General features: G+C 72.6%; 20 protein-coding genes and 1 pseudogene. 14 read left to right on the top strand and 7 right to left on the bottom strand.

Annotated features, from left to right (window positions below; all coding sequences use genetic code 11):
• Positions 1 to 2: 2 nt before the first annotated feature.
• The 3 genes and pseudogenes from RFN52_RS37940 to RFN52_RS37930 all read right to left on the bottom strand — a co-directional run.
• Positions 3 to 224 (bottom strand): annotated as a pseudogene (locus RFN52_RS37940) (ABC transporter ATP-binding protein); the annotation flags it as partial.
• Between the two features lie 19 nt (positions 225 to 243).
• Entirely contained in the window at positions 244 to 1,053 is an 810-nt protein-coding gene (locus RFN52_RS37935) for a leucine-rich repeat domain-containing protein (RefSeq protein ID WP_311241158.1), read from the bottom strand.
• 350 nt (positions 1,054 to 1,403) lie between these two features.
• On the bottom strand, positions 1,404 to 2,261 hold the full coding sequence (locus tag RFN52_RS37930; protein WP_184853444.1) for an aldo/keto reductase: 858 nt from the start codon (positions 2,259 to 2,261) through the stop codon (positions 1,404 to 1,406).
• Between the two features lie 247 nt (positions 2,262 to 2,508).
• Here RFN52_RS37930 and RFN52_RS37925 point away from each other — a divergent pair, with 247 nt between their 5' ends.
• The 6 genes from RFN52_RS37925 to RFN52_RS37900 all read left to right on the top strand — a co-directional run bounded on the left by RFN52_RS37925 (position 2,509) and on the right by RFN52_RS37900 (position 12,983).
• A complete protein-coding gene (locus RFN52_RS37925; RefSeq protein WP_374050198.1) occupies positions 2,509 to 4,089 on the top strand; it encodes an acyl-CoA carboxylase subunit beta in 1,581 nt (526 codons plus the stop codon).
• A gap of 61 nt (positions 4,090 to 4,150) precedes the next feature.
• A complete protein-coding gene (locus RFN52_RS37920) occupies positions 4,151 to 5,908 on the top strand; it encodes a fatty acyl-AMP ligase (RefSeq protein WP_184853442.1) in 1,758 nt (585 codons plus the stop codon).
• Positions 5,905 to 9,873 carry a type I polyketide synthase gene (locus RFN52_RS37915; RefSeq protein WP_184853441.1) on the top strand — a complete coding sequence of 1,323 codons (3,969 nt, stop codon included), beginning with the start codon at positions 5,905 to 5,907 and terminating at the stop codon, positions 9,871 to 9,873. Before RFN52_RS37920 ends, RFN52_RS37915 begins: the two co-directional genes overlap by 4 nt.
• Before the next feature lie 21 nt (positions 9,874 to 9,894).
• Positions 9,895 to 10,845 (top strand): alpha/beta hydrolase, encoded by a 951-nt coding sequence (locus tag RFN52_RS37910; protein ID WP_184853440.1) that lies wholly within the window; start codon positions 9,895 to 9,897, stop codon positions 10,843 to 10,845.
• 122 nt (positions 10,846 to 10,967) lie between these two features.
• Complete coding sequence (locus RFN52_RS37905; RefSeq protein WP_184853439.1) at positions 10,968 to 12,191, top strand: PucR family transcriptional regulator; 1,224 nt, start codon at positions 10,968 to 10,970, stop codon at positions 12,189 to 12,191.
• A gap of 150 nt (positions 12,192 to 12,341) precedes the next feature.
• The gene (locus tag RFN52_RS37900) at positions 12,342 to 12,983 is read left to right on the top strand and encodes a cutinase family protein (RefSeq protein ID WP_184853438.1); all 642 of its coding nucleotides are present in this window, start codon (positions 12,342 to 12,344) and stop codon (positions 12,981 to 12,983) included.
• 61 nt (positions 12,984 to 13,044) lie between these two features.
• Here RFN52_RS37900 and RFN52_RS37895 read toward each other — a convergent pair whose 3' ends face one another.
• Entirely contained in the window at positions 13,045 to 14,772 is a 1,728-nt protein-coding gene (locus RFN52_RS37895) for a hypothetical protein (RefSeq protein WP_184853437.1), read from the bottom strand.
• Between the two features lie 182 nt (positions 14,773 to 14,954).
• Between RFN52_RS37895 and RFN52_RS37890 the strand changes: the two genes are divergently transcribed.
• The gene (locus RFN52_RS37890) at positions 14,955 to 15,167 is read left to right on the top strand and encodes a hypothetical protein (RefSeq protein ID WP_033312487.1); all 213 of its coding nucleotides are present in this window, start codon (positions 14,955 to 14,957) and stop codon (positions 15,165 to 15,167) included.
• A 220-nt stretch (positions 15,168 to 15,387) separates the two neighbouring features.
• Here RFN52_RS37890 and RFN52_RS37885 read toward each other — a convergent pair whose 3' ends face one another.
• Positions 15,388 to 16,239: an aldo/keto reductase gene (locus RFN52_RS37885; protein ID WP_184853436.1), complete on the bottom strand. Its 852-nt coding sequence runs from the start codon at positions 16,237 to 16,239 to the stop codon at positions 15,388 to 15,390.
• Between the two features lie 172 nt (positions 16,240 to 16,411).
• Between RFN52_RS37885 and RFN52_RS37880 the strand changes: the two genes are divergently transcribed.
• Positions 16,412 to 16,822, top strand: a complete 411-nt coding sequence (locus tag RFN52_RS37880) for a VOC family protein (protein WP_184853435.1) — start codon at positions 16,412 to 16,414, stop codon at positions 16,820 to 16,822.
• 308 nt (positions 16,823 to 17,130) lie between these two features.
• Entirely contained in the window at positions 17,131 to 18,135 is a 1,005-nt protein-coding gene (locus RFN52_RS37875) for a sugar ABC transporter substrate-binding protein (RefSeq protein WP_184853434.1), read from the top strand.
• Positions 18,136 to 18,162: 27 nt separating this feature from the next.
• On the opposite strand, the gene RFN52_RS37870 is transcribed toward RFN52_RS37875, so the two are convergent.
• Entirely contained in the window at positions 18,163 to 19,170 is a 1,008-nt protein-coding gene (locus RFN52_RS37870) for a LacI family DNA-binding transcriptional regulator (protein ID WP_184853433.1), read from the bottom strand.
• Between the two features lie 216 nt (positions 19,171 to 19,386).
• Here RFN52_RS37870 and RFN52_RS37865 point away from each other — a divergent pair, with 216 nt between their 5' ends.
• From RFN52_RS37865 to RFN52_RS37850, 4 genes are read left to right on the top strand one after another with little or no spacing between them, the layout of a single operon-like run.
• Complete coding sequence (locus tag RFN52_RS37865; RefSeq protein WP_184853432.1) at positions 19,387 to 20,337, top strand: TIM barrel protein; 951 nt, start codon at positions 19,387 to 19,389, stop codon at positions 20,335 to 20,337.
• 9 nt (positions 20,338 to 20,346) lie between these two features.
• Positions 20,347 to 21,786, top strand: coding sequence for a sugar porter family MFS transporter (locus RFN52_RS37860; protein ID WP_184853431.1), 1,440 nt, complete (start codon positions 20,347 to 20,349; stop codon positions 21,784 to 21,786).
• A 20-nt stretch (positions 21,787 to 21,806) separates the two neighbouring features.
• Positions 21,807 to 22,826 carry a Gfo/Idh/MocA family protein gene (locus RFN52_RS37855; protein ID WP_184853430.1) on the top strand — a complete coding sequence of 340 codons (1,020 nt, stop codon included), beginning with the start codon at positions 21,807 to 21,809 and terminating at the stop codon, positions 22,824 to 22,826.
• Positions 22,823 to 23,692 carry a sugar phosphate isomerase/epimerase family protein gene (locus RFN52_RS37850; RefSeq protein ID WP_184853429.1) on the top strand — a complete coding sequence of 290 codons (870 nt, stop codon included), beginning with the start codon at positions 22,823 to 22,825 and terminating at the stop codon, positions 23,690 to 23,692. Before RFN52_RS37855 ends, RFN52_RS37850 begins: the two co-directional genes overlap by 4 nt.
• Positions 23,693 to 23,714: 22 nt before the next feature.
• On the opposite strand, the gene helR is transcribed toward RFN52_RS37850, so the two are convergent.
• A complete protein-coding gene (gene helR / locus RFN52_RS37845) occupies positions 23,715 to 25,874 on the bottom strand; it encodes an RNA polymerase recycling motor ATPase HelR (RefSeq protein WP_184853428.1) in 2,160 nt (719 codons plus the stop codon).
• A gap of 192 nt (positions 25,875 to 26,066) precedes the next feature.
• Here helR and RFN52_RS37840 point away from each other — a divergent pair, with 192 nt between their 5' ends.
• Entirely contained in the window at positions 26,067 to 26,948 is an 882-nt protein-coding gene (locus RFN52_RS37840; protein ID WP_184853427.1) for a Gfo/Idh/MocA family protein, read from the top strand.
• The last annotated feature ends 25 nt before the right edge of the window (positions 26,949 to 26,973 follow it).

The raw sequence follows: 26,973 nt of genomic DNA, 5'->3' as shown, positions 1-26,973 counted from the left end.
TATTAGGTGAGCTGGCCTCTGTGCAGAGCGGTGTATGCCCCGCCCTTGCGCAGCAGCTCCTCGTACGTGCCGATCTCCTCGATGCGTCCGTCGCCCATCACCACGATCCGGTCGGCGCCCTGGACGGTGGACAGCCGGTGCGCGACGACGAACGTGGTGCGCCCGTCCAGCAGCCGGGCCGGCGCCTGCTGGACGAGGACCTCCGAGCGGGTGTCGAGCGCCGAGGCTCCGGTGCCCGGTCGGTCAGTCCCCATCGGACGGCGGCTGGTCGACTCGGCCGCCCTTGTGCGGCGTGGGGATGTAATCCTGCGCACCGCCGGGCAGTGCGGCGACACACGCCGATGAGCAGGCGTTCACCAACAGGGGCAATACGTCAGAGGCCACGCGCAGTGAAATCCACATCTGCTGGAGCCCAGCCTGTCCTGTCGGGCGGTCGCAGACACTGCATCTGTGGACGGCCGTGGTGCCCCAGCGCCGGGGATCCAGCTCGCCCGTGGCGAGGCCCGCGACGGAGTCCAGGGAAGGCTGCAGGTGCGGGAACGGCGGTCGCAACTTGTAGTTGCCGAACAATGCCCGTGTACTCACCGTGCTGCGGGTGAGCTTCTTGCACCGGGTGAGTTCGTAAGGAAACCAGTGCAGCCGGTAAGAGGTGTAGGGCGTGAACTCCTCCAGGTTCGTCATGGCCCCGATCTCGGGCGGAATCCGCACCAGATTGCTGCCGTAGAGCACAAGGTGCTTGACCTTGGTCAGCCGCGCGATGCTCGGAGGCAGGGTGACGATCTGCCGCCGTTCCTCCGCGCTGAGCTCCACGAGAGGGCGGAATTCCTCGCGCCCGTCGGCTGCGGCTTCGTCAATCAGTTCCAGCAGACGCAGCCAGCCCGGAGCGGACGTGTCCTGGCGCTCGGTGTGAAATCCGACCCGGGCTCGTGGATGCGGCCTGGACTGGTCGAAACACGCGCAGGCATCCTGGCGAATCCCGCGCCGTTCCAGGGTCGGATCCGACGTGTCACCCCAGCGGTTCACATAGAGCTGTGGATCTCTCTCGCTCGTCATGGCGCAAAGATACGAGGGCGACGCCAACCCCCTGAGGCCATTACGTCGTCTGTGGGGCTCGGACTTGCTGATCAGCGTGGTGCGACATCAGCGGCGCGGCAGGGGGACCTGCCCCACTTTCGAGAAGGACACCAGTGTGTTGTTGAACGTGCTCCGCTCACGGCGGAGCCGCTGGAGCTCATCGCGGCGGGACGGTACGTCGGCGACACGCCCCTCTCCAGGGCGTGGGCGTCGCGCAGGGCCGCCCGGACCGTCTCCCCGTCGGCGTCGTCCATGCCGTGGGCGACGTTCGCGCGGATCGTGCAGAGACCCGGGGCGGCGTGCGGCGTCCCCGGCTCTCAGGTGGCTGGTCAGGCGGCGTCCAGCTCCGCCAGTTCCTCGGCGGTCAGGGTCAGATCGGTGGCGGCGAGCGAGTCGCGGATCGTTTCGGGCCGGCTCGCGCCGGGGATCGGGACGACCACCGGCGACTTGGCGAGCATCCAGGCCAGGCACACGCGCTGCGGGCTCACGCCGCGAGCCTCGGCGATCCGGGCGAAGGGGGCATGGCCCGAGCCGAGTTCACCGGCCTTCGAGATCCCGCCGAGGGGGCTCCAGGGCAGGAACACGATGCCGAGTTCGTCGCACAGGCGCAGTTCCGGCTCGCTGGAGCGGAAGGCCGGGGAGAACTGGTTCTGCACGGAGACCAGACGCCCGCCGAGGATCTCCTGGGCCTGCCGGATCTGCTCCGGGTTCGCGTTCGAGATGCCGGCCCTGCGGATCTTGCCCTCGTCGAGCAGGTCCCGGATCGCGCCGACGGACTCGGCGTAGGGGACGCGCGGGTCGGGGCGGTGGAACTGGTAGAGGCCGATGGCGTCGACGCCCAGCCGGCGCAGGGACTCCTCGCAGGCCGCCTTGAGGTGGCGGGGGCTGCCGTCGAGCGTCCAGCTGCCGTCACCGGGGCGCAGGTGGCCGCCCTTGGTGGCGACCAGGACGTCACCGCCGCGGTCGTGGGAGGCGAGGGCCTTGGCTATCAGGGTCTCGTTGTGACCGACCTCGTCGGCGTCGCGGTGGTAGGCGTCCGCGGTGTCGATCAGGGTCACCCCGGCGTCGAGCGCGGCGTGGATGGTGGCGAGGGAGCGTTCCTCGTCCGGTCGTCCCTCGATGGACATGGGCATCGCGCCCAGGCCGATCGCGCTGACCTCGACGTCACCGATGCGGCGGCTGTGCATGGGTTCGTGACCTCTTCCGGCTGTCGGGCGATGGTGCACTCCAGCCTGGACGCCGCGCGGCCGGGGGTCCAATAGAAGAAGGCGAACGCATTCAGCACCCGGGCCGCTGAATCGCGCCCCGGCTCTCGGAGCACGCTTGTCACACCCGGATGAAAGCCGGCGCCCGAAGACTCAACTCCCCCAAACAGAACGGCGAGCCGTACGGCACTCCCCCGCCTCGCTGCCATATTCGAGAGCCACTTCGGAGGTGGTTGTGAGCACAGAGGTGAGAGCATCCGGTCCGGGGGAGACGGCGACGCACACGCCCGGGGGCACCGCGGAGCGCGTCGCCGGCCTGGAGCACCGCCGGGAGCGGGCGGTGGCCCCGGGCGGGCCGCGCAGACGCGGGGAGTTCTCTGCCCGGGAGCGGATCGACCGGCTCCTGGACAAGGACTCGTTCACCGAGACCGGCCTGTTCGTCCGGGCCAGGCCCGCGGGGCACGACGCCCGTCGCCCGTACGGCGACGGCGTGGTCACCGGGTACGGCACGGTCGACGGCCGCCCGGTGTGCGTGTTCGCCCAGGACTCCACGGTCTTCGGCGGCAGCATGGGCGAGGCCTTCGGCGAGAAGACCGTCGCCCTGATGGAGCTGGCCCTGAAGACGGGCTGCCCGGTGATCGGCCTGAACGACTCCGGCGGGGCGCGGATCCAGGAGGGGGTCGCCGCCCTCGCCCTCTACGCCGAGCTGGTCCGGCGCAACGTCAAGGCGTCCGGGGTGATCCCGCAGATCTCGGTGGTCCTCGGTCCGTGCGCGGGCGGTGCGGCGTACTCGCCGGCGATCACCGACTTCACGGTGATGGTGGACGGCGCCTCGCACATGTTCGTCACCGGTCCCGACGTCATCGAGACGGTCACGGGCGAGCGCACCACCGCCGAGGAGCTGGGCGGCGCCCGCACCAGCAACACCGTCAACGGCAACGCCCACTTCCTGGCCGCCGACGAGGAGGACGCCCTCGACACCGTGCGCGACCTGCTGTCGTACCTGCCGGCCAACAACCTGGAACGGCCGCCGGAGTACGCCCCCGGGCACGCCCCGGCCGGTGCCGGGCTCGACGGGATCGTCCCGGACCGGCTCGGCGAGGCCTACGACATGCGGGACATCCTGCACGCGGTCGTCGACGACGGTGAACTGCTGCCGGTGCAGGAGCTGTTCGCACCGAACATCATCTGCGCCCTGGCCCGGATCGAGGGCCGCTCGGTGGGCGTCGTGGCCAATCAGCCGCTGCACGCCGCCGGGGTCCTCGACATCGACGCGTCCGAGAAGGCCGCGCGGTTCGTGCGGTTCTGCGACGCGTTCGGCATCCCGCTGCTGACCTTCGCCGACGTGCCCGGATATCTGTCCGGGGTGCGGCAGGAGCAGGCCGGGATCATCCGGCGCGGCGCGAAACTGCTCTACGCCTACGCCGAGGCCACCGTCCCCAAGGTCACGGTCGTGGTGCGCAAGGCGTACGGCGGCGGATACGCGGTGATGGGCTCCAAGCACCTCGGTGCCGACGTCAACCTCGCCTGGCCCACCGCCCGGATCGCCGTCATGGGCGCCGAGGGGGCCGTGGGCGTCCTGCACCGGCGCGAACTCGCCGCGTCCGACGACCCGGAGGCGCTGCGCGCCCGCCTCCTCGCCGCGTACGAACACACCCACGGCACCCCGTACCTCGCCGCCGAGCGCGGCTATGTCGACGCCGTCATCGCGCCGCGCGAGACGCGGGAGCAGGTCTGCCGCGCCCTGCGCGCGCTGCGCGGCAAACGCGCTCCGATGCCGGAACGCCGGCACGGCAACATCCCCCTCTGACCGCCCCCTCCCCCTTCCTTCGTGACCCTAGGCCGATCCGCGCCGTGAGGAGCCCCGCCTGATGGACAGCCGCCGCCCCCCGCTCGCGCCCGCGTGCCCCACACTGCCGGAATACGTACGGCACTGGGCCGAGACCACCCCCGACCGCCGGGCGTTCACCTTCGTCGAGCACCCGGCACAGCACTCGCGCGGCGTCCACCGCACCCTGACCTGGCGCCGTCTGGACGTGCGGGTGCGGGCGCTCGCGGCGCGCCTCGCGGACGAGACGGCCCCCGGGGACCGGGTCGCGCTGCTGTGCCCGCAGGGCACGGAGTACGTGACCGCCTTCCTCGCGGCCCTGTCCGCCGGGCTGGTCGCCGTGCCCCTGTACACGCCGGGCCTGCCCGGGCACGCCGACCGGCTCGCGGGCGTCCTGGCCGACGCGCGCCCGTCGGTGGTGGTGACCACGAGCCGGACGCGGGACGAGGTGCGGGACTTCCTGGGGGCAGGCGGGCCGCGGATCGTCGTCGCGGACGAGGTGCCCGACGACGCGGGCCGGGGCCGGGAACCGGTCGCCCCGGACGCCGGGGCGACCGCCTACCTCCAGTACACGTCCGGTTCGACCCGCGCCCCGGCCGGTGTGGAGATCAGCCACGGCAATGTCGTCGCCAACGCCCGCCAGGCACTGTCCGCCTACGGCCTCGACGCCCGCCCGATGACGAGTGTGGGCTGGCTGCCGCTCTACCACGACATGGGACTGGTGCTCAGCGTCGCGGCCCCGGTGGCGCGCGGGGCGCTGTCGGTGCTGATGGACCCGGCGGCGTTCCTGCACGAACCGGTGCGCTGGCTGCGGCTGCTCGCCGCGCATCCGGACGCCGTGAGCGCCGCCCCCAACTTCGCCTATGACTACTGCGTCGCGACCGTCACCGCCGATCAGAAGGAGGGTCTGCGGCTCGACAAGGTGACCGCGCTGATCAACGGCAGTGAGCCGGTCCGCCCGGGCACGGCCGACCGGTTCCACGCGGCGTTCGCGGACCAGGGCCTGGCTCCCGGGACGCACTGCCCCTCGTACGGGCTGGCCGAGGCCACGGTGTTCGTGTGCGCGGCCCGGCCGGGTGAGCCGCTCAGCCGGTTCGCGCTCGACCGCGACGCCCTGACGGCCGGCAAGGCCCTGCCCGCCCGGCCCGACGATCCCCGGGCGGTGCTGCTGGCGGGCTGCGGCACTCCGGCGGGTCAGCGGGTCCGGGTCGCCGACCCGGTGTCGCGGGCCCTGCTGTCGGAGGGTGAGGTCGGGGAGATCTGGGTGCAGGGGCCCAACGTGGGCCGCGGCTACTGGAACCGGGACTCGGAGGAGGTCTTCGGCGCGGAGTTCGCGGACGCCGCGGCCGGTCCGGGCCGCTGGCTGCGCACGGGTGATCTGGGGACGGTGCTGGAGGGGCAACTGGTCGTCACGGGACGGCTCAAGGACCTGATCATCGTCGACGGGCGCAACCACTATCCGCAGGACGTCGAGGCTTCGGCCCAGGAGGCGCACGCGGCGGTGCGCCGGGACCGGCTCGCCGCCTTCGCCGTGCCGGGCGGTGCCGGTGGCGAGTGTGCGGTCGTCGTGGCGGAGCACGCGCGGACCGCGCACCTCGCCGAGCTGGACGTACCGGCCCTGGTGCGTGCCGTACGCGGTGCCGTCTCCGCCCGGCACGGGCTGCGGCTGGCCGACGTCGTCGTGGTGCCGCCGGGCACCGTGCCGCGCACCTCCAGCGGCAAGGTGTCGCGGGCGCTGACCCGCGCCCGGTATCTGGAGGGTGTCTACGGCGGGCAGGCCCGGGCGGGTGCCGCGGGATGAGGTCTGTCGACGAGGCGGCGCTGCGCCGGCTGATCGCCGAGCGGGTGGCCGCCTGGACCGGTACGTCCCCGGACGACGTCCCGTTGGACCGGCCGCTCGCGGACCTCGGCATGGCCTCGCGGGACGCCGTCGCCCTGGCCGGTGAGCTGTCCCGTGCCACGGGCCGGGAGCTGCCGACGACGCTGCTGTGGGAGACACCCACCGGGGAGGCTCTGGTGGCGCGGCTGTGCGAGACACCTGCCCCGGGAGCCGACGTGAGTCCGGTGCCGCGTCCCGCGGTGCCGGGCGCGACGGCCGAGCCGGTCGCGGTCGTCGGGGTGGGCTGCCGCCTGCCCGGCGGCGTGCACGGCCCGGACGACTACTGGCGGCTGCTCGGCGAGGGCGTCGACGCGATCCGGCGCGTCCCGGAGGACCGGTGGCGCGACTTCACCGCGTTCCCGCCCGCCGACGCCCATCCGTACGGCGGCTATCTGGACGACATCGCCGGGTTCGACGCGGACTTCTTCCGCATCACACCGCGCGAGGCCGCGGTGATGGACCCTCAGCAGCGGATCCTGCTGGAGGTCGTCCACGAGGCTCTCGACCATGCCGCCGTGCCGGCCGGGTCTCTGGCGGGCACGGCCACCGGCGTGTTCGTCGGCATCTCCGCACCGGAGTACGGGCAGTTGACGGGTGCCGACCCGGCCGCCGTCGACCCCTGGGCGCCGGCGGGGGGCGCGCTCAGCGTCGCCGCCGGACGGCTCGCCTACGTCCTGGACACGCGGGGGCCGAGCCTGGCCGTCGACACGGCCTGCTCCTCCTCGCTGGTCGCCGTGCACCACGCCTGCGTCAGCCTGCGCACGGGCGAGAGCGACACGGCGATCGCGGCCGGGGTCAACCTGCTGCTGTCGCCGGCCGTCACGGTCGCGTTCCGGCGGGCGGGCGCCCTCGCACCGGACGGCAGGTGCAAGCCGTTCTCGGCGGCGGCCGACGGCATCGGCCGCGGCGAGGGCTGCGCGGCCGTGATCCTGAAGCGGCTGTCCGACGCCGAGCGGGACGGCGACCGGGTGCTGGCCGTCGTCCGCGCCACCGCGGTCAACTCCGACGGCCGCTCGAACGGCCTCATGGCCCCCAACCCGGCCGCCCAGCAGGCACTGTTGGAGAGGGTGTACGCGCAGGCCGGGCTCGCCGCGGACCACGTCGACTACGTGGAGGCGCACGGCACCGGCACGCCGCTGGGCGATCCGATCGAGGCGGGCGCCCTCGGCGCGGTGCTGGGCGCGGGCCGGGACCCGGACCAGCCGCTGCTGCTGGGGTCCGCCAAGGGCAACCTCGGTCATCTGGAGTCGGCGGCGGGCATCGCGGGGCTGGTGAAGACCGTGCTGGCCCTGCACCACGACACCGTCCCGCCGTCCCTGCACTGCGAGCGGGGCAGTTCTCTCACCGATCCCCGGCTGCGGGTGGTGACCGAGCCGGAGCCCTGGCCCCGCTACGGCGGCACGGCGGTCGCGGGCGTCTCCGGGTTCGGCTTCGGCGGCACCAACGCCCATGTGGTGCTGGAGGAGGGACCGCCCGGCCTGGTCCCGGTGCGGCCGGCCGAGGAACCGGCCGCCCGTGTGCACCTGCTCTCCGACCTCGACACCGAGCGCCTCCGGGACACGGCGGGCAGGCTGGCCGACCGGCTGCGCGACCGTCCCGCGCACCCCGCCGACGTGGCCCGGACCCTGGCCGGGCGCACGGGCCGGGGCCCCGTGCGCGCCGCGGTGGTCGCCCGCGACCGGGCCGAACTGGCCGACGCGCTGGAGGAGTTGGCGGCCGGGCGACCGGACGCAAGGGTGACGACGGGGCAGCGCGACCGGGTGGGGCGCGGCCCGGTGTGGGTGTTCTCCGGCTACGGCAGCCAATGGCCCGGCATGGGGCGCCGGCTGCTGGCCGAGGAGCCCGCGTTCGCCGCCGCCGTCGAGAAGCTCGACCCGCAGCTCGCCCCGGAGTGCGGCCTGTCCCTGTACGACCACCTGTCCTCGGGCGACGGCCTCGACCGCCTCGAGGTCGCCCAACCGGTCCTGTTCGGCCTTCAGCTGGCGCTCGCCGAGCTGTGGCGCTCCTACGGTGTCGAGCCCGCCGCCGTGATCGGCCACTCCATGGGCGAGGTGGCGGCGGCCGTGTGCGCGGGCGCGCTGGACGTGGCGGACGGGGCGCGTGTCATCGCCGTACGCGCCCGGCTGCTGAGCGGCCTGCGCGGCGGGGCGATGGCCGTGGTGGACCTGGACGACACCGAACTCGACGCGCTGGCACGGGACTTCCCGGAGGTGCATGTCGCCGTGCACTCCTCTCCCCGGCAGAAGGTCGTCACCGGTGAGGAGGCGGCGGTGGCCGGTCTCGTGCGGCGGCTGGAGGGACAGGGCCGGGCGGCGCGGGCCATGCGGGTGGTCGGCGCCGGGCACTCGCCGCAGGTGGACGGGCTGTTGCCGGAACTGGTGGACGCGCTGTCCGGGATCCGGGCACGCCGCCCCCTGGTTCCGGTCCACTCCACGGTCCTCGACGACCCGCGCGGGGACTGCCTGTTCGACGCCGCGCACTGGGCGGCCAATCTGCGGCGGCCCGTGCGGCTGGACCGGGCGCTCGCGTCGGCGGCGGCCGACGGCCGCACGGCCTTCGTGGAGATCTCCCCCCACCCGGTGCTGACCGGGGCCGTCGCCGACACCGTGCCCGGCGCCCTCGCCCTGGCCACGCTGCGCCGGGACGCCGACGGGTCGGAGGCGTTCGCCGGGCAGCTGGGCGCCCTGTACGCGGCCGGACAACGGCTGCCCGTGCCGCCGGGGCGGGTCATCGACCTGCCGCCGCCCCGGTGGCGGCACGTACGGCACTGGTGGACGGACGGCCGGGCGGCTCGCACCGGGCCACTACCGGAGGTACCTCCCGCCACGGCGCCGGAACCCTCCTCGGTACTGGCCCGACTGACCCACCACATCGCGTCCGTCACCGGCCACTCCCCCGCCCGTATCACCCCGGACACCGCGTGGGCCGACCTCGGGCTGGACTCGCTGATGGCCGTCCGCGTCCGCACGGCGGTGGAGCGTGAGTTCGGCGTCGAACTGCCCCTGCGCGAGCTGTTCGCCGCCGTCACCGTCGAGGACGCCGCCACCCGCGTCGAGCGTGCCCTCCCCCGCGACGACACCCCCGTGCGGCCTCTGCGCGCCGGCGGCTCGCGGCCCCCGCTGTTCCTCGTGCACGCCGCCGGCGGCCCGGTCGGCGTGTACCGGACGCTCACCGAACGCCTCGGCGACGACCAGCCGGTCTACGGGCTGGAGCGGATCGAGGAGGCCCGGACCGTGCCCGAGAAGGCGCGGCGCTACGCCGAGGCGATCCACGCCGTCCACCCCGACGGCCCCTGCCTGCTGGGCGGTTGGTCCTTCGGCGGCTTCGTCGCCCAGGAGACCGCACGGCAACTGACCGCCGCCGGGCGGGAGGTGCGGCTGGTCGTGCTCATCGACTCCGTACGGCCCCTGCCCCGCCCGGGACTGACGCGCGCGGACCGGATCCGGGCGCACTTCGAGGGCTTCGCCGAGCACGTCGCCGACGCCCACGGCGTGCGTCTGGACCTGCCGTACGACGAACTCGTGGCCATGGACGACGACGCGGCCCGGATCGACACCGTGCTGCGGGCCCTGCGCGAGGCAGCCGACGTGCCGCCCGCGGCCCTGGAGCACCAGCGCGCCTCCTACCTGGACATGGGCATCGGCGAGTCGCACCGGCCCGGCGGCTACGACGGGCCGGTCCTTCTCTACCGGGCCACCGAACCCGCGCCGCACACCGTGCGCGACCCGGCGTACGAGCGGGACGACCCGGCGCTGGGCTGGGACGAGGTGTGCCCGCGCCTGGAGGTGGTGCCGGTGCCCGGTCACCATCTGTCGCTGCTCGATCCGCCGCACGTCGACGAGATCGCCACCCACCTGAGCCGGACGCTCGCCGAGCCGTCCCCCTGACATGGAACCCGAGGAGCCGTCATGTCCGACCTGCCGCAGAAGCCCGCCGCCGGAGTGTCCCGGCGTACCGTCGCCAGAGCCACGGCCGCCGCCGGTCTCGCCGCCCTGTTCGGGGCCGCTGCTACGGCGCCTGCCCGGGCGGCCACCCGTCTCGGACCCCGCACCTGGGACGTGTCCGTGCCGTCCGCCGCGCTCGGCCGCACCGCGCCGGTCCGGCTGATCCTGCCGTCGGACTTCGCGACGCGCCCCGACAAGACGTACCCCGTGCTGTACCTGCTGCACGGCGCCCACGACGACTACACGTCCTGGACCCGCGAGACGGACATCGAGGCGTTCACCGCCGGCCGCGATCTGATCGTGGCGATGCCGGACGCGGGCCCCACCGGCATCCCGAGCGTCTGGCGCGGCGGCCCCGACTACGAGACGTTCCAGATGAAGGAGGTGCCGGCACTGCTCGCCCGGGACTACCGGGCCTCCGGCGTCCGGGCGGTCGCCGGCGTCTCCACCGGCGGCTACGGGGCGATGGCGCACGCGGCCCGCCACCCCGGGGCGTTCACCGCGGCGGCCTCCTACAGCGGCGTCCTCGACACCACGGCCCCCGGCGTTCCCGCCATCATGGACGCGATCGTGGCCCGCGAGAACCTGCCGACCGCGTCCCTGTGGGGCAATCCGGTGTTCAACCTCCTGACCTGGCGGGACTTCAACCCGCGCGCCCGCGCCACCGGGTTGCGCGGCACCGCCCTGTACGTGTCGCAGGGCAGCGGAGTGGGGGGCGGCGGCGATCCGCTGCCCGGGATACTGGAAAGCGCCCTGTGGCCCTCGGCCCAGGGCTTCGCCCGCACGCTGGCCCTCATGGGGATCCCGGCCACCACACACTTCTACGGGGGCGGCGGGCACGACTGGGCGCACTGGAAGCCGGAGTTCACGGCGTCGTGGCCGATCCTCGCCCGTGCGCTGGGCGTGCCCGAGTGACGGGGGTGCCGTCGGGGCACGGAACGGAGCGGAGGGGTCGTCCGTCCAACACGGGACTTCCCACTCGTCCCACAGGCACCAGCCCGCGGGTGAGCCGCTTCCGGTCGAAAGGAGTGTCCGTGATGGCTGTGCCCACCCCGCACGGCGCACCGGACCACCCCACCGTGCCACCCCGGGTCCCGCCCGAGCTGGCGGAGCTGCTGCGGACGAATCTGGCGGCCGTCGCCGACGAGGTGGAGGAGGAGGTCCGCCGCCAGGTCCCCGAGTACGCGCGGCCCGCCGACGGGGCCTACCGCCAGAACCTGCGGTCCGGGGTGGTGCAGGCGCTGACCCTGTTCGTCGACCACATCGCCGACCCGCGCGACGACGCGGGTGCGATCGCGGCGACGTACTACGAACTGGGGCGGGGCGAGGCCCTGGAGGGCCGCAGCCTGGACGCACTGCAGTCCGCGCTGCGGGTCGGCGGCCTGTGCGCCTGGCGGCAGATGGGCCGGACGGCGGAGGAACTCGGGCTGGACTCCGCGGTCGTGGCCGCGCTGGGAGAGCTGGCGTTCCGGACCGTGCACGAGGTCGCCCAGGCAGCCGCCTCCGGGTACGCCGAGGCCCAGTTGCGCAGCTCCGACGAGCTGGAGCGGCGCCGCAAGCGGCTGCTCGACCTGCTGCTGGAGGACGGTCCGGTGGCGCCGGAGGCCGTGCAGGACCTGGCGCACAGCGCGCGCTGGCCGGTGCCGCGGACGGTCGCCGTCGTGGCGCTCGCGGCGGCGCCGGATCGGCGGGAGGAGGACCGGCCGCTGGCGGCGGCGGGCGCGCTGGTGGACATGGGATCCCGGCCGCCGCGCATGCTGGTGCCCGACCCGGAGGGTTCGGGCGGCATCGGCGGCCGGGCCTTCACGCTCGCGCTGCGCGGCCGGCCCGCCGCGATCGGGCCCGCGGTGGCGGTCACCGAGGCCGCGCAGTCGCTGCGTCTGGCCACCCGGGCGCTCGGGCTGATGGGCCGTGGGGTGCTCCCCCGCCAGGGCGTGGTGCGCTGCACCGAGCATCTGTCAACGCTGCTGCTGCACGGCGACGAGTCGCTGCTGGAGCGCCTCCAGGCGCGGGTCCTGGCGCCCCTCGACGCGGTCTCGGCGGGGCAGCGCGACCGGCTCGCCGAGACCCTGCTGGCCTGGCTGCTCAGCGGCAGCAACGTGCCGGACGTCGCCGTACGGCTGCACATCCACCCGCAGACGGTCCGCTACCGCCTGCGCCAGCTGGAGAAGCACTTCGGTGACGCCCTGCACGACCCGGAGACCCGCCTCGACCTCATTCTCGCGCTGCGGGCGGAAGCACTGCTCGCGCGGCAGGACTGATTCCCGGGCCCGGGCGGCGTACTCAATCGGCGACAAAAACCGGCGGGGTTTCCATAATCCCGTCCATAACAGCAGGCGAGGAAAAGCCCATACGTTCGGGGCGTCCTTTTTCGCAGGCGCTTCACGCGCCTCCCACGCGGAGGATCCCCCATGCGTATCCGTATGTGTCTCGCGGCGCTCTCGCTGGCCGGCGGGGCCGGACTCACCACCCTCGCGGCTCCCCCGGCCATGGCCGCGGCCTGCTCGGACGTCGAGGTCGTCGCGGCCCGCGGCACCTTCGAGCCGGGCACGCTCGGCTTCATCGTCGGCGACCCGGTGTATTCGGCGCTGCAGAAGAAGGCGGTGGGCAAAAGCATTTCCAGCTACAAGGTGAACTACCCCGCCGACCTCTCCCCCACGTCCGCGGCACAGGGAAATCTGGATCTGGTGAACCATGTGAAGAGCCAGGCCGCCGCCTGTCCCGGGCAGAAGTTCGTTCTCGTCGGCTATTCGCAGGGCGCGAACGTCGTCGACAATTCGATCGGCATCAGCAGTGCCGGTGCGGTGGTCGGCAGTCCCATCGTGGCCACGGTGCCGGCGGCGCTGGAGCCGAAGGTCGCCGCCGTGCTGCTGTTCGGCAACCCGATCCGGGCGCTCGGCAAGAGCGTCTCCGGCACGTACCAGAGCCGCACGCTCGACCTCTGCGCGCAGGGCGACCCCGTCTGCGAGAACGGCGGCGGTGACGTCGGGGCGCACCTGAGCTACCGGGACGACGCCGAGGAGGCGGCCACGTTCGCCGCCGGCAGGCTCTGAGCCCGCGTCACACGAAGGGGCCCGGGAGGAGATCCTCCCGGGCCCCGGGTGTGTGTACGGGCTAGGGACGGCTCGGTGACCTCGCGAAGTCGGCGAGGCTGGTGGAGACGGGCTCCGGCCGGCCGTTGTTCTGCACCGGCGCGGCGGTCAGGACGTCGAGGTGCTGGTAGCCGTCGGCGACCACGGGGTGCAGCTCGGCCGGGACCCGGCCGGCCAGCAGGCCCTCCCCGGCGAGCACGGTGAGCACGGGGTTGGCCTTGAGCCCCTCGGGGTGCACGACGAGCTTCTTCACCTGCGGAGACGTGGCCAGCTGGATGTCCGTGACCAGTTTGGTAGGGAAGTACTGCTCGGTGAAGTCCAGCGGCTGTTCGGCCAGACTGCGGGCCAACTGCCGTATATCGGTGACCTCTTCGTCGGCACCGGTGAACGGGGTGCCGTCGGCCGAGCGGTGGCCGGGGTCGTCCGGGTCGCCGACGCGGTCGTAGGTGCGCCAGGTGTAGAGCGGGCCCTGCGGCCGGTCCGGGATGGCCTTGTAGGCGGTGCCGTACGGTCCGGCCTGCTGGTCACCGCCGTTGGCGACGGGGAAGCTCTTGTCGGCGACCGGTCCGCCGTCGAAGAAGCCCACGCTGGTCTGCAGGAACGCCAGCGGCACGGAGTTGTCGTCCAGCAGCGCCCCGAGCACGGCCCCGTTGGTGAGCCGGAAGTCCTTCACCGCCGGCTTGCCGCTGAGGAAGGCGGCGGTGTCCTTGGCGAACAGGAAGCGGTTGGTGGCCTCGATGTTGAGCCCCGGGGGCAGATAGCGGGGCAGGTCGGCCTCGCCCTCCAGGTCGTCGAGGGCACCGAGCCCGGCGATGCCGAGCAGGGTCATGGTCTCGGGGTTGAGCAGCACCGGAGCGGACAGGGTGCGCGGCAGCACCCCGCTGTCCAGCCCGGCCTGCACGACGCCGTGACCGAGGCCGATGTCGGGCAGGTTGGTGTCGCCGGGGATGCTGCCGCTGAGGTCGGCCAGGGAGGTGGAGACGGTCGTGTCGAGGGCGAAGTAGCCGGCGCACTGGTTGTATCCGGCGTCGGCCGTGGTGGCGCGGTTGCCGTCGAAGTCGGCCGTGGCGAAGTACCCGGTGATCACACCGCCCAGCGAGTGCCCGCCGCACAGCACCTTCTGCTTGCGCTGCGCCGGGGAGGGCAACTCGGCGGTCAGCAGGTCGTACTGGTCGCGTACGGTCTGCTCGATCCCGAGCTTCGCCATCCAGCCCAGCTGCGCGTTGCCGGCGAAGCCGGCGAAGGTCCGGCCGCCGACCTGCTTGCCGCGGTAGTAGTAGTCGACCGCGGTGTGCTGGTCGCCGGAGGCGATGCCGGTGCGGTCCTCCAGGCAGTTGGAGCGCCGGTCCAGCGCCCAGAACTCGATGTGCCGCCCTTGCTCGGCGGCGCGCTCGACGGTGTTGCGGGCGACGCTGTCGAACGCCCCGGCGCCTTCCAGGATCCCGGGCTGGGCGATGAGGATCCGGTCGGCGTCGGCCGACGCGGCCGGCCCGGCGGCGGAACGGTAGCGCAGGTACGACAGCCAGTCACAGGCGGCCGGGCGAGGCCCCGCCGACTCCGGCAGCGGAACCTTCACCCGCACCATCGACTCCGTCACCGCGGTCACCGGAGACGTCGACTTCACCGGCGTCTCGGTGCGCGCCCCGTCGGCGTGGGCGCCCGGGGCGGCGGCCGTGAGCGTTCCGGCGCTCAGCAGCACCGCCAGAACGGCACCGCGCCACTTCCCTCTGTGCGTACGGTTCATGTCCATGCCACGGACGCTAGGGTGCGGGTGCGACCGCTCTCAGGGAGTGCTGATGAGAACTCAGCTTCCGGATCGCGCCTTGTCACCGGGGCACAGCGCGCCCGGCACCGGCAATGGGGAGAACGGGCCGTACCGCTTCTGGACGCCACCGAGCTGCGAACCGGCCATTTCGGGAGCATGGTGGGGCTATGGACGGTCAACCCCCTGTGGTCGTGCAGCCGCCCGCGACGGACGGCGGACGGCTGGTGACCATCCACGGCGAGCGCATGGGCGTCGCCTACAGCCTCTTCGACGTACTGGACCTGCTGCACCGCGAGGGCCTGCCCACCACGGACACGGCCGTCGACGACACCGAGCTGATCGAGTGGCAGGGCGGCGGCCCGTACGACTGGAACAACTAGGAGCTGTCCGCAACGACGGCACGAATCGGCTCCGGACCTGTTCGATCGCATGCAGCTCACAGACGGCTCTCGGCCACCGCTGGTGCCCACACTCGTACCGAGATTCGGGGAAGCGTGCTAGGGGGCGCCCCCCTTTTGAGTGACCTCTTCAGAGGGAAGCGCCGTCGAGGGGCACCACTCATGCCCTTGCGGAGCCAGTGACCGGCCGGACACTGCCCCTTCAGCCTGTCGCGGCCCGTGCGGCCCCGGCGAGCCGGTCGAGGCGGGTCCGCTGGGCTGACGTCAGCTCCAGGCCGGCCGCTGCGAGGTTCTCCTCCAGGTGCCCGATCCGGGCCGTGCCCGGGATGGGCAGGACGACCGGTGCACGGCCGAGGAGCCAGGCGAGCGAGACCTGCGTGGGTGTGGCCCCGAGCTCGGCCGCCACGGCGGCGATCTCGCCCTCGGCCCCCGTCTTCCCCCAGGCCACGGGCCGCCACGGCAGGAAGGCGATTCCGGCCGCCGCGCAGGCGGCGAGCACCGGTTCGTGCTCCCGGTCGAGCAGGTTGTAGCGGTTCTGCACGCTCACGACGTCGACGATCTCCCTGGCCCGCTCCAGCTCCTCGACAGTGACCTCCGACAGCCCGATCCGCCCGACCAGGCCCTCGGTATGGAGCTCGCGCAGCGTGCCGAGCTGGTCGGCGAGCGGCGTGTCGGGGTCGATGCGGTGCAGCTGGAGCAGTTCGATCCGCTCGGTCCGCAGCCGGCGCAGGGCCTGCCGGACCTGGTCGCGCAGGATCTCCGGCCGTCCGTCGAGCTTCCAGTCGCCGCCGGGGCCGGTGCGCGCGACACCGACCTTGGTGGTGATCAGCAGGCCCTCCGGGTAGGGGTGCAGGGCCTCGGCGAGGAGCTCCTCATTGGCTCCGCCGCCGTACAGGTGCGCCGTGTCGATCAGTGTCACGCCCAGCTCCACGGCGCGCCGGGCCACCGCGAGGGCGTTCTCCCGGCCGGGGCCGGGCTCGGTGGGCAGATGCATGGCTCCGAAGCCGAGCCGGCGTACGTCCAGATCCCCGCCGATGCGGAATGTCGATGACATGGGCCGCTGTCTCCCCCTCTGCTCAAGAGGCCACGTTAACAGCGCGGTTGGTGACGGCCCCGACGGTGACGGACCCTCGTCCCGCACCGGGCGGGGCCATTCGACGAGCCGTCGCCGGTGCCTGGCGATACGCTGCGCGAATACGAGTTTTGCCCCCTTCTGGGAGGTTTTCATGGCTTCGCGCCTCAACCCGTACCTCAACTTCAACGGCGACGCCCGGCAGGCGATGGAGTTCTACAAGGAGGTCTTCGGCGGCACCCTCGCCCTCAACAGCTACGGAGAGTTCGGGCAGCCGGACGCCCCGAACGCCGACAAGATCATGCACGGCATGCTGGAGACCGCCGGCGGCTTCACCCTGATGGGCGCCGACAACCCGCCGGGCATGGAGTCCGAGCAGGGCGGCTCCTACTCCGTGAGCCTCAGCGGCGACGACGAGGCCGAGCTGCGCGGCTACTGGGAGAAGCTGTCCGAGGGCGGCTCGGTGTCGGTGCCGCTGGAGCAGCAGATGTGGGGCGACGTGTTCGGCATGTGCACGGACCGCTTCGGCGTCCCGTGGATGGTCAACATCAGCACGGCAACCTGAGCAGCCGGGCAGGACGGTCCGCCGACCGTCCGCCCGAGGCCGCCCGTACGCACCGTCCGGCACCGGTGCGTACGGGCGGCCTCCTTTTGTTGGTACGTCCTGACAAAGCTGTTGACATCCCCCCGCGGCGCCCGCATAGTACCTGCCACTAGAGCGCGCTAGTGGCGCGCTCCAGTCACCGAGAACGCAGGGGTCCGCACCCAGGACCACCGCATCACCCATGACCGCCGCCGCCCCGGGCGCCCACCCACCGCCCGCCTCCCAACGGGCGCGGCCCCCTCGTCCCAGCACAGTGAGGTGCACCCGACATGCGCAGACACCACAGAGCCGCCACCCTGACCACCGCCGCCGTCGTCGGCGCCCTGCTCGCCGCGGGCTGCTCCAGCGGCTCCGGCGGGAAGAAGTCCGAGGCAGGCAACACCGACGCCGCCGCAGGCAAGGCCACCACCCCGCGGATGACCGTCGCCCTGGTCACCCACGCAGCGCCGGGCGACACGTTCTGGGACCTGATCCGCAAGGGCGCCCAGGCCGCAGCGGCGAAGGACAACATCAAGCTCGTCTACTCCAGTGACCCGGTCGCCGGGAACCAGGCCAACCTCGTGCAGAACGCCATCGACCAGAAGGTCGACGGCATCGCCCTCACCGCCGCCAAGCCCGACGCGATGAAGGGCGTGGTGGCGAAGGCCAAGGCGGCCGGCATCCCCGTCGTCGGCTTCAACTCCGGCCTGGACGACTGGAAGGAACTCGGCATGATCGAGTACTTCGGCCAGGACGAGAACATCGCGGGGCAGGCGTTCGGCGAGCGCCTCAACCAGGCGGGCGCCAAGCACGCCGTCTGCGTCATCCAGGAGCAGGGCCAGGTCGCGCTGGAGGCCCGCTGCGCCGGACTGAAGAAGGGCTTCAAGGGCACGACGGAGAACCTGTACGTCAACGGCACGGACATGCCGTCGGTGAAGTCGACGCTGACCGCCAAACTCCAGAAGGACTCCTCCATCGACCAGGTCGTCACGCTCGGCGCCCCGATCGCCCTCACCGCCGTGCGGTCGGTGAAGGACGCGGGCAGCGAGGCGAAGGTCGCCACGTTCGACCTCAACAAGGACCTCGTCGGGGCCATTCAGGGCGGCAGCATCGAGTTCGCCGTCGACCAGCAGCCCTACCTCCAGGGCTACCTGGCGGTGGACGCGCTGTGGCTGTACAAGACCAACGGCAACGTCAGCGGCGGCGGCACCGCTCCCGTCCTCACCGGACCGGCGTTCGTCACGAAGGACAACGTCGACAGCGTCGCCGAGTTCGCGAAGAAGGGCACGCGCTGACGCAACCGGGCGGCGGGGTCACCCGCGTCAGGCCGGACCCGGGTCCTCCGGGGCCGGCCCGCTCGTCCCCCGCACCACCAGCTTGGGGTCCAGCACCGCCTCCCGCGGCTCCCGTTCCCGCTCCTCCAGCCGCTCCACGGCGAAACGGACGGCGTGCTCGGCCATCAGGAGGGCGTCCTGGCGGACGGTCGTCAGGCCGATCGGCATCAGGTGGGAGAGGTGGCTGTCGTCGTAGCCGACGACGGACAGATCGCGCGGGACATCCACGCCCGCCCGGGTCAGCGCCATCAGCAGACCCATCGCGCAGCGGTCGTTGCCGGCGAGGACCGCCGTCGGCAACGGCCGTCCGCCGTCCCGCTCGGCCAGGAGCAGACGGCCGGTCTCGATGCCGGACTCCTCGGTGTGGTGACCGGGGATCACCCGCGCCTCGGCCTCCAGACCGTGGCGGCGCATCGCGGCCCGGTAGGCACGCCGGCGCTCCGCCGATCCGGGGCCGCGCCCGCCGTCGATGTGCACGATCCGGCGGTGCCCCAGCTCCACCAGGTGGTCCATGGCCTGCCGGACGCCCTTGCCCTCGGCCGAGTGCACGAAGTCGACCCGGGCCCGGGGCACCCGGCGGCTGACCGAGACGGCGACCGTGCGCTGCCCGAGTTCGTCCAGGAAGGCGGGCTCGGCGTCCGGGCCGAGCAGGATCACCGCCTCGCAGCGGTGACTGAGCAGCGCCTCGACCGCCTTGGCCTCGCTGCGGCCGTGGGTCGCCCCGGAGAGCAGCACGTCGTAGCCGAGGCGTTCGGCCTCGGGGTAGATGCCCGTGATGAGGTCGGTGTGGAAGGTCTGCTGCACGGTGAACATGACGCCGAGCGTGCGGCTGCGGCCACGGGCCAGCAGCCGGGCCGCGCTGTCGGGCCGGTAGCCGATCTCGTCGGCCACGCGCAGCACCCGCTCCCGGGTCTCCTGGCCGGCTCCGGCCTGGTTGCGGAAGACGATCGAGACCAGCGCGCGCGAGACGCCCGCCTTCTCGGCGACGTCCGCCATCGTGGGCCGCTGCCTGCCCGATGCATCCACCTGTGAACCCACCCTCCGACGCCGCACACCTTACGGGGTGCCCCGCACGCAACCTCATGCGAGATCCCGCGATCTCCCGGCGACCAGCTATTGACATGACATTTGCACAGGGGTCATCGTACTCGAACTAGAGCGCGCTAGTAGAGCGCGACAGGCAGCGGAAACCGCAGCGTGAAGGACACCTTTATGGCAACGGCGCCTCCCCCTCTCCGTACCACCGCCGGCAACCTGTGCCTAGGGTCCGCCCCCGACTCCTGGGGCGTCTGGTTCCCCGAGGACGAACAGCAGGTGCCGTACACCCGCTTCCTCGACGAACTGGCCCGGGCCGGCTACGAGTGGCTGGAGCTCGGTCCGTACGGCTACCTGCCCACCGACCCGCAGCGTCTCAAGGCCGAGTTGGACGCCCGGGGGCTCAAGGTCTCCGGCGGTACCGCCTTCGGCGCGCTGCACCGGCCCGGGGCATGGGACGAGATGCTCGCCCACGTCCGGCGGGTCGCTGCGCTGACCGCCGCCGCGGGGGCGCACCACCTGGTCTTCATCCCGCCGATGTACCGGGACGAGAAGACGGGCGCGTTCACCGAGCCGCCCGAGCTGACGCCCGAGCAGTGGGCCGGGTTCGGCCGGGCCGCCGACTGGCTGGGCCGGCTGCTGCGGGAGGAGTACGACGTACGGCTGGTGGTCCATCCGCACGCCGACAGTCACATCCAGACGCAGGCGGAGATCGAACGACTGCTGAACGAGTCCGACAGCCGCTACACCAACCTGTGCCTGGACACCGGGCACGTGGCGTACGGCGGCGGGGACAACCTCGATCTGATCCGCCGGTTCGGTGACCGGGTCGGCTACGTCCACATCAAGCAGATGGACCCGGAGATCCTCGCCCAGGTCGCAGCCGAGGACCTGTCCTTCGGTGAGGCCGTGCAGCGCGGGGTGTGCGTGTCACCGCCCGCCGGGATACCGAAGCCGGCCGACGTGCTCCACGAACTCGCCCGGCTGGAAGCGGAGTTGTTCGTGATCGTCGAGCAGGACCTGTACCCGTGCGCTCCCGAGGTGCCGCTGCCCATCGCGGTCAGCACCCGTGAGCACCTGGCCGGCTGCGGTCTGTCGGGTACCCGGCGCCCGAACTTCGACAGGTAAGGAGCGGCCATGGACGTCAGGGACGACGCGACACCGGCCCCAACCCCCGCCTCCGCCACCGGCGCCACGGACGGGACGCCGCCGGGGGTCTCCCGGCGGCTGCGGATCATCACGGTCATCGCCACCTTCGGCGGTCTGCTCTTCGGTTACGACACGGGCGTCATCAACGGTGCCCTGCCCTACATGACCGAGGACCTCGGCCTGACCCCGGTGACCGAGGGCATGGTCACCAGCTCGCTGCTGCTCGGTGCCGCGCTGGGCGCGGTGACCGGCGGCCGGCTGTCGGACGCGCGCGGCAGGCGGCGCGCCATCCTGCTGCTGGCCGTGCTGTTCTTCGTCGGCGCTCTGGGCTGCACGCTCGCCCCGACGACCGCCGTGATGATCGTGGCGCGGTTCGTGCTGGGTCTCGCGGTAGGCGGCGCCTCGGTGACCGTGCCGGTGTACCTCGCGGAGGTGTCACCCGCCGAGCGGCGCGGTGCGCTCGTCACCCGCAACGAGCTGATGATCGTCAGCGGTCAGCTGCTGGCCTTCACGTCCAACGCGATCATCGCGCGGGTCGGCGGCGAGTCCGGCGGTGTGTGGCGGTGGATGCTGGTCATCGCGACACTGCCGGCCGTGGTGCTGTGGTTCGGCATGCTGGTGATGCCCGAGAGCCCGCGCTGGCTGGCCTCGCAGAGCCGTTTCGGCGAGGCCCTCGACGTCCTCAGGCAGGTGCGCTCGCGCGCCCGGGCCGAGGCCGAGCTGAAGGAGGTCTCCGCGCTCGCCGTGAAGGACGAGCAGGCGAAGCTCGGCGGCTGGCAGGACATCAGGAGCACGCCCTGGGTGCGCAAGCTGATGTTCGTCGGGTTCGGCATCGCGATCGTGCAGCAGATCACCGGCGTCAACACGATCATGTACTACGGCACGCAGATCCTCACCGACGCCGGTTTCGCCGCCGACAGCGCGCTCACGGCGAACATCGCCAACGGTGTGATCTCGGTACTGGCCACCTTCGTCGGCATCTGGCTCCTGGGCCGGGTCCCGCGCCGCCCGATGCTGATGACGGGTCAGGCCGGGACGACCGCCGCCCTGTTGCTCATCGGTGTCTTCTCGCTGGTGCTGCCCTCCGGTGACCCGCGGGCGTTCGCGGTGCTCGCGATGACGGTCACCTTCCTCGCCTTCCAGCAAGGCGCGATCTCTCCGGTGACCTGGCTGATGCTGTCGGAGATCTTCCCGATGCGGATGCGCGGCTTCGGCATGGGCGCGGCGGCGGTGGTGCTGTGGCTGACCAACTTCGTCATCGGGCTGGTCTTCCCGTCCCTGGTCTCCGGGATCGGGATCTCCAACACCTTCTTCCTGTTCGTGGTGGCGGGCGTGCTGTCCCTCACCTTCGTGAAGCGGCACGTCCCCGAGACCAAGGGCCGCACGCTCGAAACCCTCGAAGCGGAGCTCCGGGCGCGCTTTTCCTGACCACCTTCAAGGAGTTCAGCATGACCGTACGTGTAGGCGTCATCGGCGCCGGAATGATCGGCCAGGACCACATCCGGCGGCTCACCGAGGTCGTCACCGGTGCCACCGTCACCGCCGTGGCCGACGTGGACACCGGGCGCGCCGCCGAGGTGGCGGCCCGGGCCGGTGCCACCGCGCTGCCTTCCGGCGCGGACCTGGTCGCCTCCCCCGACGTGGACGCCGTCCTCGTCACCTCCTGGGGGCCCGCCCATGCCGAGCACGTCCTGAACGCGATCGCTGCGGGCAAGCCGGTGTTCTGCGAGAAGCCGCTGGCCACGACCGCCGAGGACTGTCTGCGGATCGTGGAGGCAGAGCGGGCGCACGGCCGCCGGCTGGTGCAGGTCGGCTTCATGCGCCGCTTCGACGCCGGCTACCGGCAGATGAAGGAGGTGCTGTCGACGGGTTCGCTCGGGGCTCCGCTGATCGTGCACTGCGCGCACCGCAACCCCACCGTGCCGGAGTCGTACCACTCCGCCATGGCCGCCCAGGACACGGCCGTCCACGAGATCGACGTGCTGCGCTGGCTGCTCGACGACGAGATCGTCTCCGCCCAGGTGGTCACCCCGCGCGCCACGAGCAGGCGGTTCGCGCATCTGAAGGACCCCCAGATCATGATCTTCGAGACGGCCTCGGGCGTCCGGATCGACCTGGAGGTCTTCGTCAACTGCCAGTACGGCTACGACATCCAGTGCGAGGTCGTCGGCGAGGACGGCCTGGTCCGGCTGCCCGACCCGGCCGCGGTCGGGATCCGCACGGCCGCCCGGCACGGCACGGTTGTTCTGCAGGACTGGAAGGACCGGTTCGCGGACGCCTTCGACACCGAGTTCCGCGAGTGGGTCGCCTCCGTTGCCGCCGGCACCGAGCCCACCGGGCCGTCCTCCTGGGACGGTTACGCCGCCACCGTCATCACCGACGCCGCCGTCCGGTCCCTGGAGGCCGGCGGCGAGACCGTCACCACCGACATGAAGCCCCGCCCCGCGTTCTACGGAGACACCGCGTGAAGATCGCCCTCGACCCGTACATGTTCCGCTCCCTGCCGATCGACGAGATGGTGCGCACGGTCGCCGAACTCGGCTACGAGTACATCGAGTTGTCGCCGCGCTCCGACTTCATGCCGTTCTTCCTGCACCCGCGCGCGGACGACGCGCGGGTGCAGGAGCTGAAGCAGTCGCTGCGGACGCACGGCGTGCGCTTGTCCTCGGTGCTGCCGCTGTACAAGTGGTCCTCGACGGACGAGACCGAGCGGCAGGCGGCCGTCCGCTACTGGAAGCGGATGATCGAGATCACCGCGGACCTCGAATGCCCGCTGATGAACTCGGAGTTCAACGGCCGCCCGGAGCGCGCCGCCGAGAGCGAGGCCGCGTTCTGGCGCTCACTGGAGGAGTTGCTGCCGCTGTTCGAGCGCGAAGGCATCGCTCTGAACCTGGAGGCCCACCCGGATGACTTCTGCGAGGAGAACACCCCGGCCGTCGATCTCGTCCGCGCGATCGACAAGCCGTGGGTGAACTACCTGTACTGCGCCCCGCACACCTTCCACCTCTCGGGCGCCTCCGAGACCGGCGCGGACATCGCGCGGATGATGCGCTACGCCGGTGACAAGCTCCGGCACGTGCACATCGCGGACTCCTTCAACCACAAGGGGTCCAGCGGCCTGCGCTACATCCTCAACCCGCCGGGCACCCCGGCCCGGATCCACCAGCACCTGGACATCGGCCAGGGCGAGGTCGACTGGGACGTCTTCTTCGCCACCCTGCGCGAACTGGGCTTCGACGGGGTCGCGACGGCCTGTGTGTTCGCCTGGGAGGAGCGGGCCCGGGAGTCGTCGGCGTTCATGCTGGACCGCATCCGCAAGGAGCTGGCCGCCTAGGAGTGCCGACCGGGCCGCAGTGTCAGGAGCTCGTGAGGATCACGAGCTCCTGGGTGGCCCGGGTCATCGCCACATAGTGGTCGACGGCGCCCGCGACGCCGTCGCCGAAGTTCTCCGGGTCAACGAGGACGACCAGGTCGAACTCCAGCCCCTTCGACAGCTCCGGGGTCAGCGACCGGACACGGGGCGAGGCAGGCCGGAACGCGGGATCGCCGATCACACAGGCGATCCCGTCGGCGTGACCGGCCAGCCAGGTGTCGAGAACCGGCGTCAGCTCAGCGGCGGACCCGTGGCGGACGGGGACCCCGCTGCCGCGGATCGAGGTCGGCACGTTGGCGTCCGGCAGAGCGGCCCGGATCACCGGCTCGGCCTCCGCCATGATCTCGGCGGGCGTGCGGTAGTTGATGCTCAGCGAGGCCATCTCGACCCGGTCCAGACCGATCCGCTCCAGCCGTTCCCGCCACGACTCCGTGAACCCGTGCCGGGCCTGGGCGCGGTCCCCGACGACGGTGAAGCTCCGGGAGGGGCAGCGCAGCAGCAGCATCTGCCATTCCGCGTCGGTCAGTTCCTGCGCCTCGTCGACGACGATGTGCACGAACGGCCCGGCGAGCCGGTCCGGGTCGGCGGTGGGCAGGGCGCTCTCGTCGACCAGGGAGTTGCGCATGTCCTGCCCGTGCAGCATGACCAGCACGCCCTCGCCGTCGTCGTAGGTGTGGGCCTCCAGCAGGTCGTCGATGACGTCGGCCATGCGGTCCTGCTGTGCGGCCACGGCGGCCTCCTGCCGGCGCCTGCGGCGTGAGGCCTCCGGGTCGCCGAGCCGCTGGCGTGCGGCGTCCAGCAGCGGCAGGTCGGACACGGTCCAGGCCTGGGCCTCCTCGCGTTGCAGGGTGCGCACCTCGTCGCGGCTGAGCCAAGGCGCGCACATCCTCAGATAGGCGGGCACGGACCACAGGTCCCCGACCAGGTCGGTGGCCTCCAGCAGCGGCCAGGCGCGGTTGAAGGCCGTGAGCAGGTCCCGGTCCCGTGCCAGCGCCTTGCGGAGCAGCTCCTCCGGGGCGTCGCCGTCGTGCTTGTCCACGAGGATCGTGAGGAGTTCATCCCAGACCTGGTCGCGTGCCTCGTTGTGCGGCGTTCCGGGTTCCGCCGCCTCGAACGCCAGGGCCCAGTCCCCGGCGCTCAGACGGATGTCGGACCAGTGGGTCGTGACCGTCATCGCCTCGGCGGGCGGCTCCTCGTAGAAGCGGACCGCCATCTCGATCGCCCGCACCATGTCCGCCGACGACTTCAGACGGGCCGCCTCCGGGTCGGTCTCCTCCCCTGCCGTGGCCCCCTCGTCGACGAGGTCCCGCAGGATGCAGGTCTGCACGCCCTCCTCGCCGAGGCTGGGCAGGACGTCGGAGACGTAGGACAGGTAGGGCCGGTGCGGGCCGACGAAGAGCACGCCGCCGCGGCGGTGCTGCCCGAGGCGCGGGTCGGAGTAGAGGAGGTAGGCGGAGCGGTGCAGGGCGACGACGGTCTTGCCGGTGCCGGGGCCGCCGTCGACGACGAGGGCGCCCCGGGACCCGGCGCGGATGATGGCGTCCTGGTCCGCCTGGATGGTGCCGAGCACGTCCCGCATGCGGGGCGAGCGGTCGGTGCCGAGGCTGGCGATGAAGGCGGACTGGTCGTCGAGCGCGGCGTGCCCGTCGAATCCGTCGGCGGTGAACACCTCGTCCCAGTAGTCGACGATCCGGCCGTCGGTCCAGCGGTACCTGCGGCGGCTCGCCAGGCCCATCGGGTTGGCGTGGGTGGCGCCGAAGAACGGCTCGGCGGCGGGGGAACGCCAGTCGACCAGCAGCCGGCGCCCCTCGCTGTCCGTCAGGCCGAGCCGTCCGACGTACACGGGCCCGGAGCCGTCGGCGGCGACCATGTGCCCGAGGCACAGGTCCAGTCCGAAGCGGCGCAGGGCGCGCAGCCGTGCGGTGAGCCGGTGGATCTCGGCGTCCCGGTCCATCGCCTGCCTGCCCTTGCCGCCGGGTGCCCTGCGCTCGGCCTCGAGGCGGTCGGAGAGTTCGGCGATGTTCCGTGCGAGACAGTCGGCGACGGCGGCGAAGTGCTGTTCGTCCCCGGCGATCGACGCCGGGGCGGCCTTGTGCGCGAGGCGGGCGGGAAGATCGAACGCGCTCGTGGTCGCAGGGGTCACGTCATGCTCCCGTTTCCGCAGGTCATGGGATTACGCCGGACAGTCTGCGGGAGTCTGGGGGCCTTGCCGCAAGTCCCCCCGTGGGCTATAACTTGAGACAGGCGAGGAGAACACTCCTCGCCTTTGTCGTTGCCCGCCGTCCGTTTTCCGTGTGGCACGCTCTTCGTCCTGGCAGCGTGGAGAGGCGGCGGCATGCGCATAGGACTGCTCGGCACCGGACCCTGGGCCCAGATGGCCCACGCACCCGCGTTGAGCGGGCACGAGAGGCTGGACTTCGCGGGTGTGTGGGGCCGTCGCCCGGAGGCCGCGAAGGGACTGGCGGAGCGGCACGGCGTCCGCGCCTACGACGACGTCGACGAACTGTTCGCGGACGTGGACGCCGTGGCCGTGGCGCTGCCGCCCGAGGTACAGGCCTCCCTCGCGGCCCGGGCGGCGCGGGCCGGGTGCCATCTGCTGCTCGACAAGCCGCTCGCGCCGACGGTGGAGCAGGCGCGGTCCGTGGTCGCGGCCGCCGAGGAGGCCGGTGTCGCGTCGGTGGTGTTCTTCACGACCCGGTTCCAGCCCGGGCCGGCGGCGTGGATCGCCGAGCAGGCCGCGGTGCCGGGCTGGTTCACGGCGCGCGCCGAGTGGCTCGGGGCGGTGTTCACGAGCGAGAGCCCCTTCGCGACTCCGTGGCGGCGGGAGAAGGGCGCCCTGTGGGACGTCGGCCCGCACGCCCTGTCCGTGCTGCTGCCGGTCCTCGGCGACGTGCGGCGCGTGACGGCGGCGGTGTACGGGCCCGGCGACACGGCGCACGTCGTCCTCGACCACGCGGGTGGGGCGTCGAGCACCCTCACCCTGAGCCTGACGGCGCCGCCCGCCGCGGCCGGTGCCGGCGTGGAACTGCGGGGGGAGGCCGGGGTCGCGGCGCTGCCGGACGGCTCCGACGGGGCGGTGCCCGCGCTGGCGCGGGCCGCGGACGCGCTGCTCGACGCCGCCCGGACCGGCCGCCCGCACGCCTGTGACGCGGCGTTCGGCCTGAGGGTGACGGAGATCCTCGCGGCGGCCCAGGACCTGCTCGACGGCAGGTCCTAGGCCGCGCGGATTCGCGGACGGCCCG

It is taken from the genome of Streptomyces collinus (genome assembly GCF_031348265.1).
Taxonomy (GTDB): Bacteria; Actinomycetota; Actinomycetes; order Streptomycetales; family Streptomycetaceae; genus Streptomyces; species Streptomyces collinus.
This window is presented reverse-complemented; position numbering and strand designations above follow the sequence as displayed.

Excerpts from the sequence above, each read along its gene's own strand:
- RFN52_RS37875 (WP_184853434.1), top strand. The coding sequence starts at position 17,131 with ATGCGCAGACACCACAGAGCCGCCACCCTGACCACCGCCGCCGTCGTC.
- RFN52_RS37880 (WP_184853435.1), top strand. The coding sequence starts at position 16,412 with ATGGCTTCGCGCCTCAACCCGTACCTCAACTTCAACGGCGACGCCCGG.
- RFN52_RS37905 (WP_184853439.1), top strand. The coding sequence starts at position 10,968 with ATGGCTGTGCCCACCCCGCACGGCGCACCGGACCACCCCACCGTGCCA.
- RFN52_RS37865 (WP_184853432.1), top strand. The coding sequence starts at position 19,387 with ATGGCAACGGCGCCTCCCCCTCTCCGTACCACCGCCGGCAACCTGTGC.
- RFN52_RS37855 (WP_184853430.1), top strand. The coding sequence starts at position 21,807 with ATGACCGTACGTGTAGGCGTCATCGGCGCCGGAATGATCGGCCAGGAC.
- RFN52_RS37935 (WP_311241158.1), bottom strand. The coding sequence starts at position 1,053 with ATGACGAGCGAGAGAGATCCACAGCTCTATGTGAACCGCTGGGGTGAC.
- RFN52_RS37910 (WP_184853440.1), top strand. The coding sequence starts at position 9,895 with ATGTCCGACCTGCCGCAGAAGCCCGCCGCCGGAGTGTCCCGGCGTACC.
- RFN52_RS37885 (WP_184853436.1), bottom strand. The coding sequence starts at position 16,239 with ATGTCATCGACATTCCGCATCGGCGGGGATCTGGACGTACGCCGGCTC.
- RFN52_RS37870 (WP_184853433.1), bottom strand. The coding sequence starts at position 19,170 with ATGGCGGACGTCGCCGAGAAGGCGGGCGTCTCGCGCGCGCTGGTCTCG.
- RFN52_RS37915 (WP_184853441.1), top strand. The coding sequence starts at position 5,905 with ATGAGGTCTGTCGACGAGGCGGCGCTGCGCCGGCTGATCGCCGAGCGG.
- RFN52_RS37930 (WP_184853444.1), bottom strand. The coding sequence starts at position 2,261 with ATGCACAGCCGCCGCATCGGTGACGTCGAGGTCAGCGCGATCGGCCTG.
- RFN52_RS37920 (WP_184853442.1), top strand. The coding sequence starts at position 4,151 with ATGGACAGCCGCCGCCCCCCGCTCGCGCCCGCGTGCCCCACACTGCCG.
- RFN52_RS37860 (WP_184853431.1), top strand. The coding sequence starts at position 20,347 with ATGGACGTCAGGGACGACGCGACACCGGCCCCAACCCCCGCCTCCGCC.
- RFN52_RS37900 (WP_184853438.1), top strand. The coding sequence starts at position 12,342 with ATGCGTATCCGTATGTGTCTCGCGGCGCTCTCGCTGGCCGGCGGGGCC.
- RFN52_RS37840 (WP_184853427.1), top strand. The coding sequence starts at position 26,067 with ATGCGCATAGGACTGCTCGGCACCGGACCCTGGGCCCAGATGGCCCAC.
- RFN52_RS37895 (WP_184853437.1), bottom strand. The coding sequence starts at position 14,772 with ATGGACATGAACCGTACGCACAGAGGGAAGTGGCGCGGTGCCGTTCTG.
- RFN52_RS37890 (WP_033312487.1), top strand. The coding sequence starts at position 14,955 with ATGGACGGTCAACCCCCTGTGGTCGTGCAGCCGCCCGCGACGGACGGC.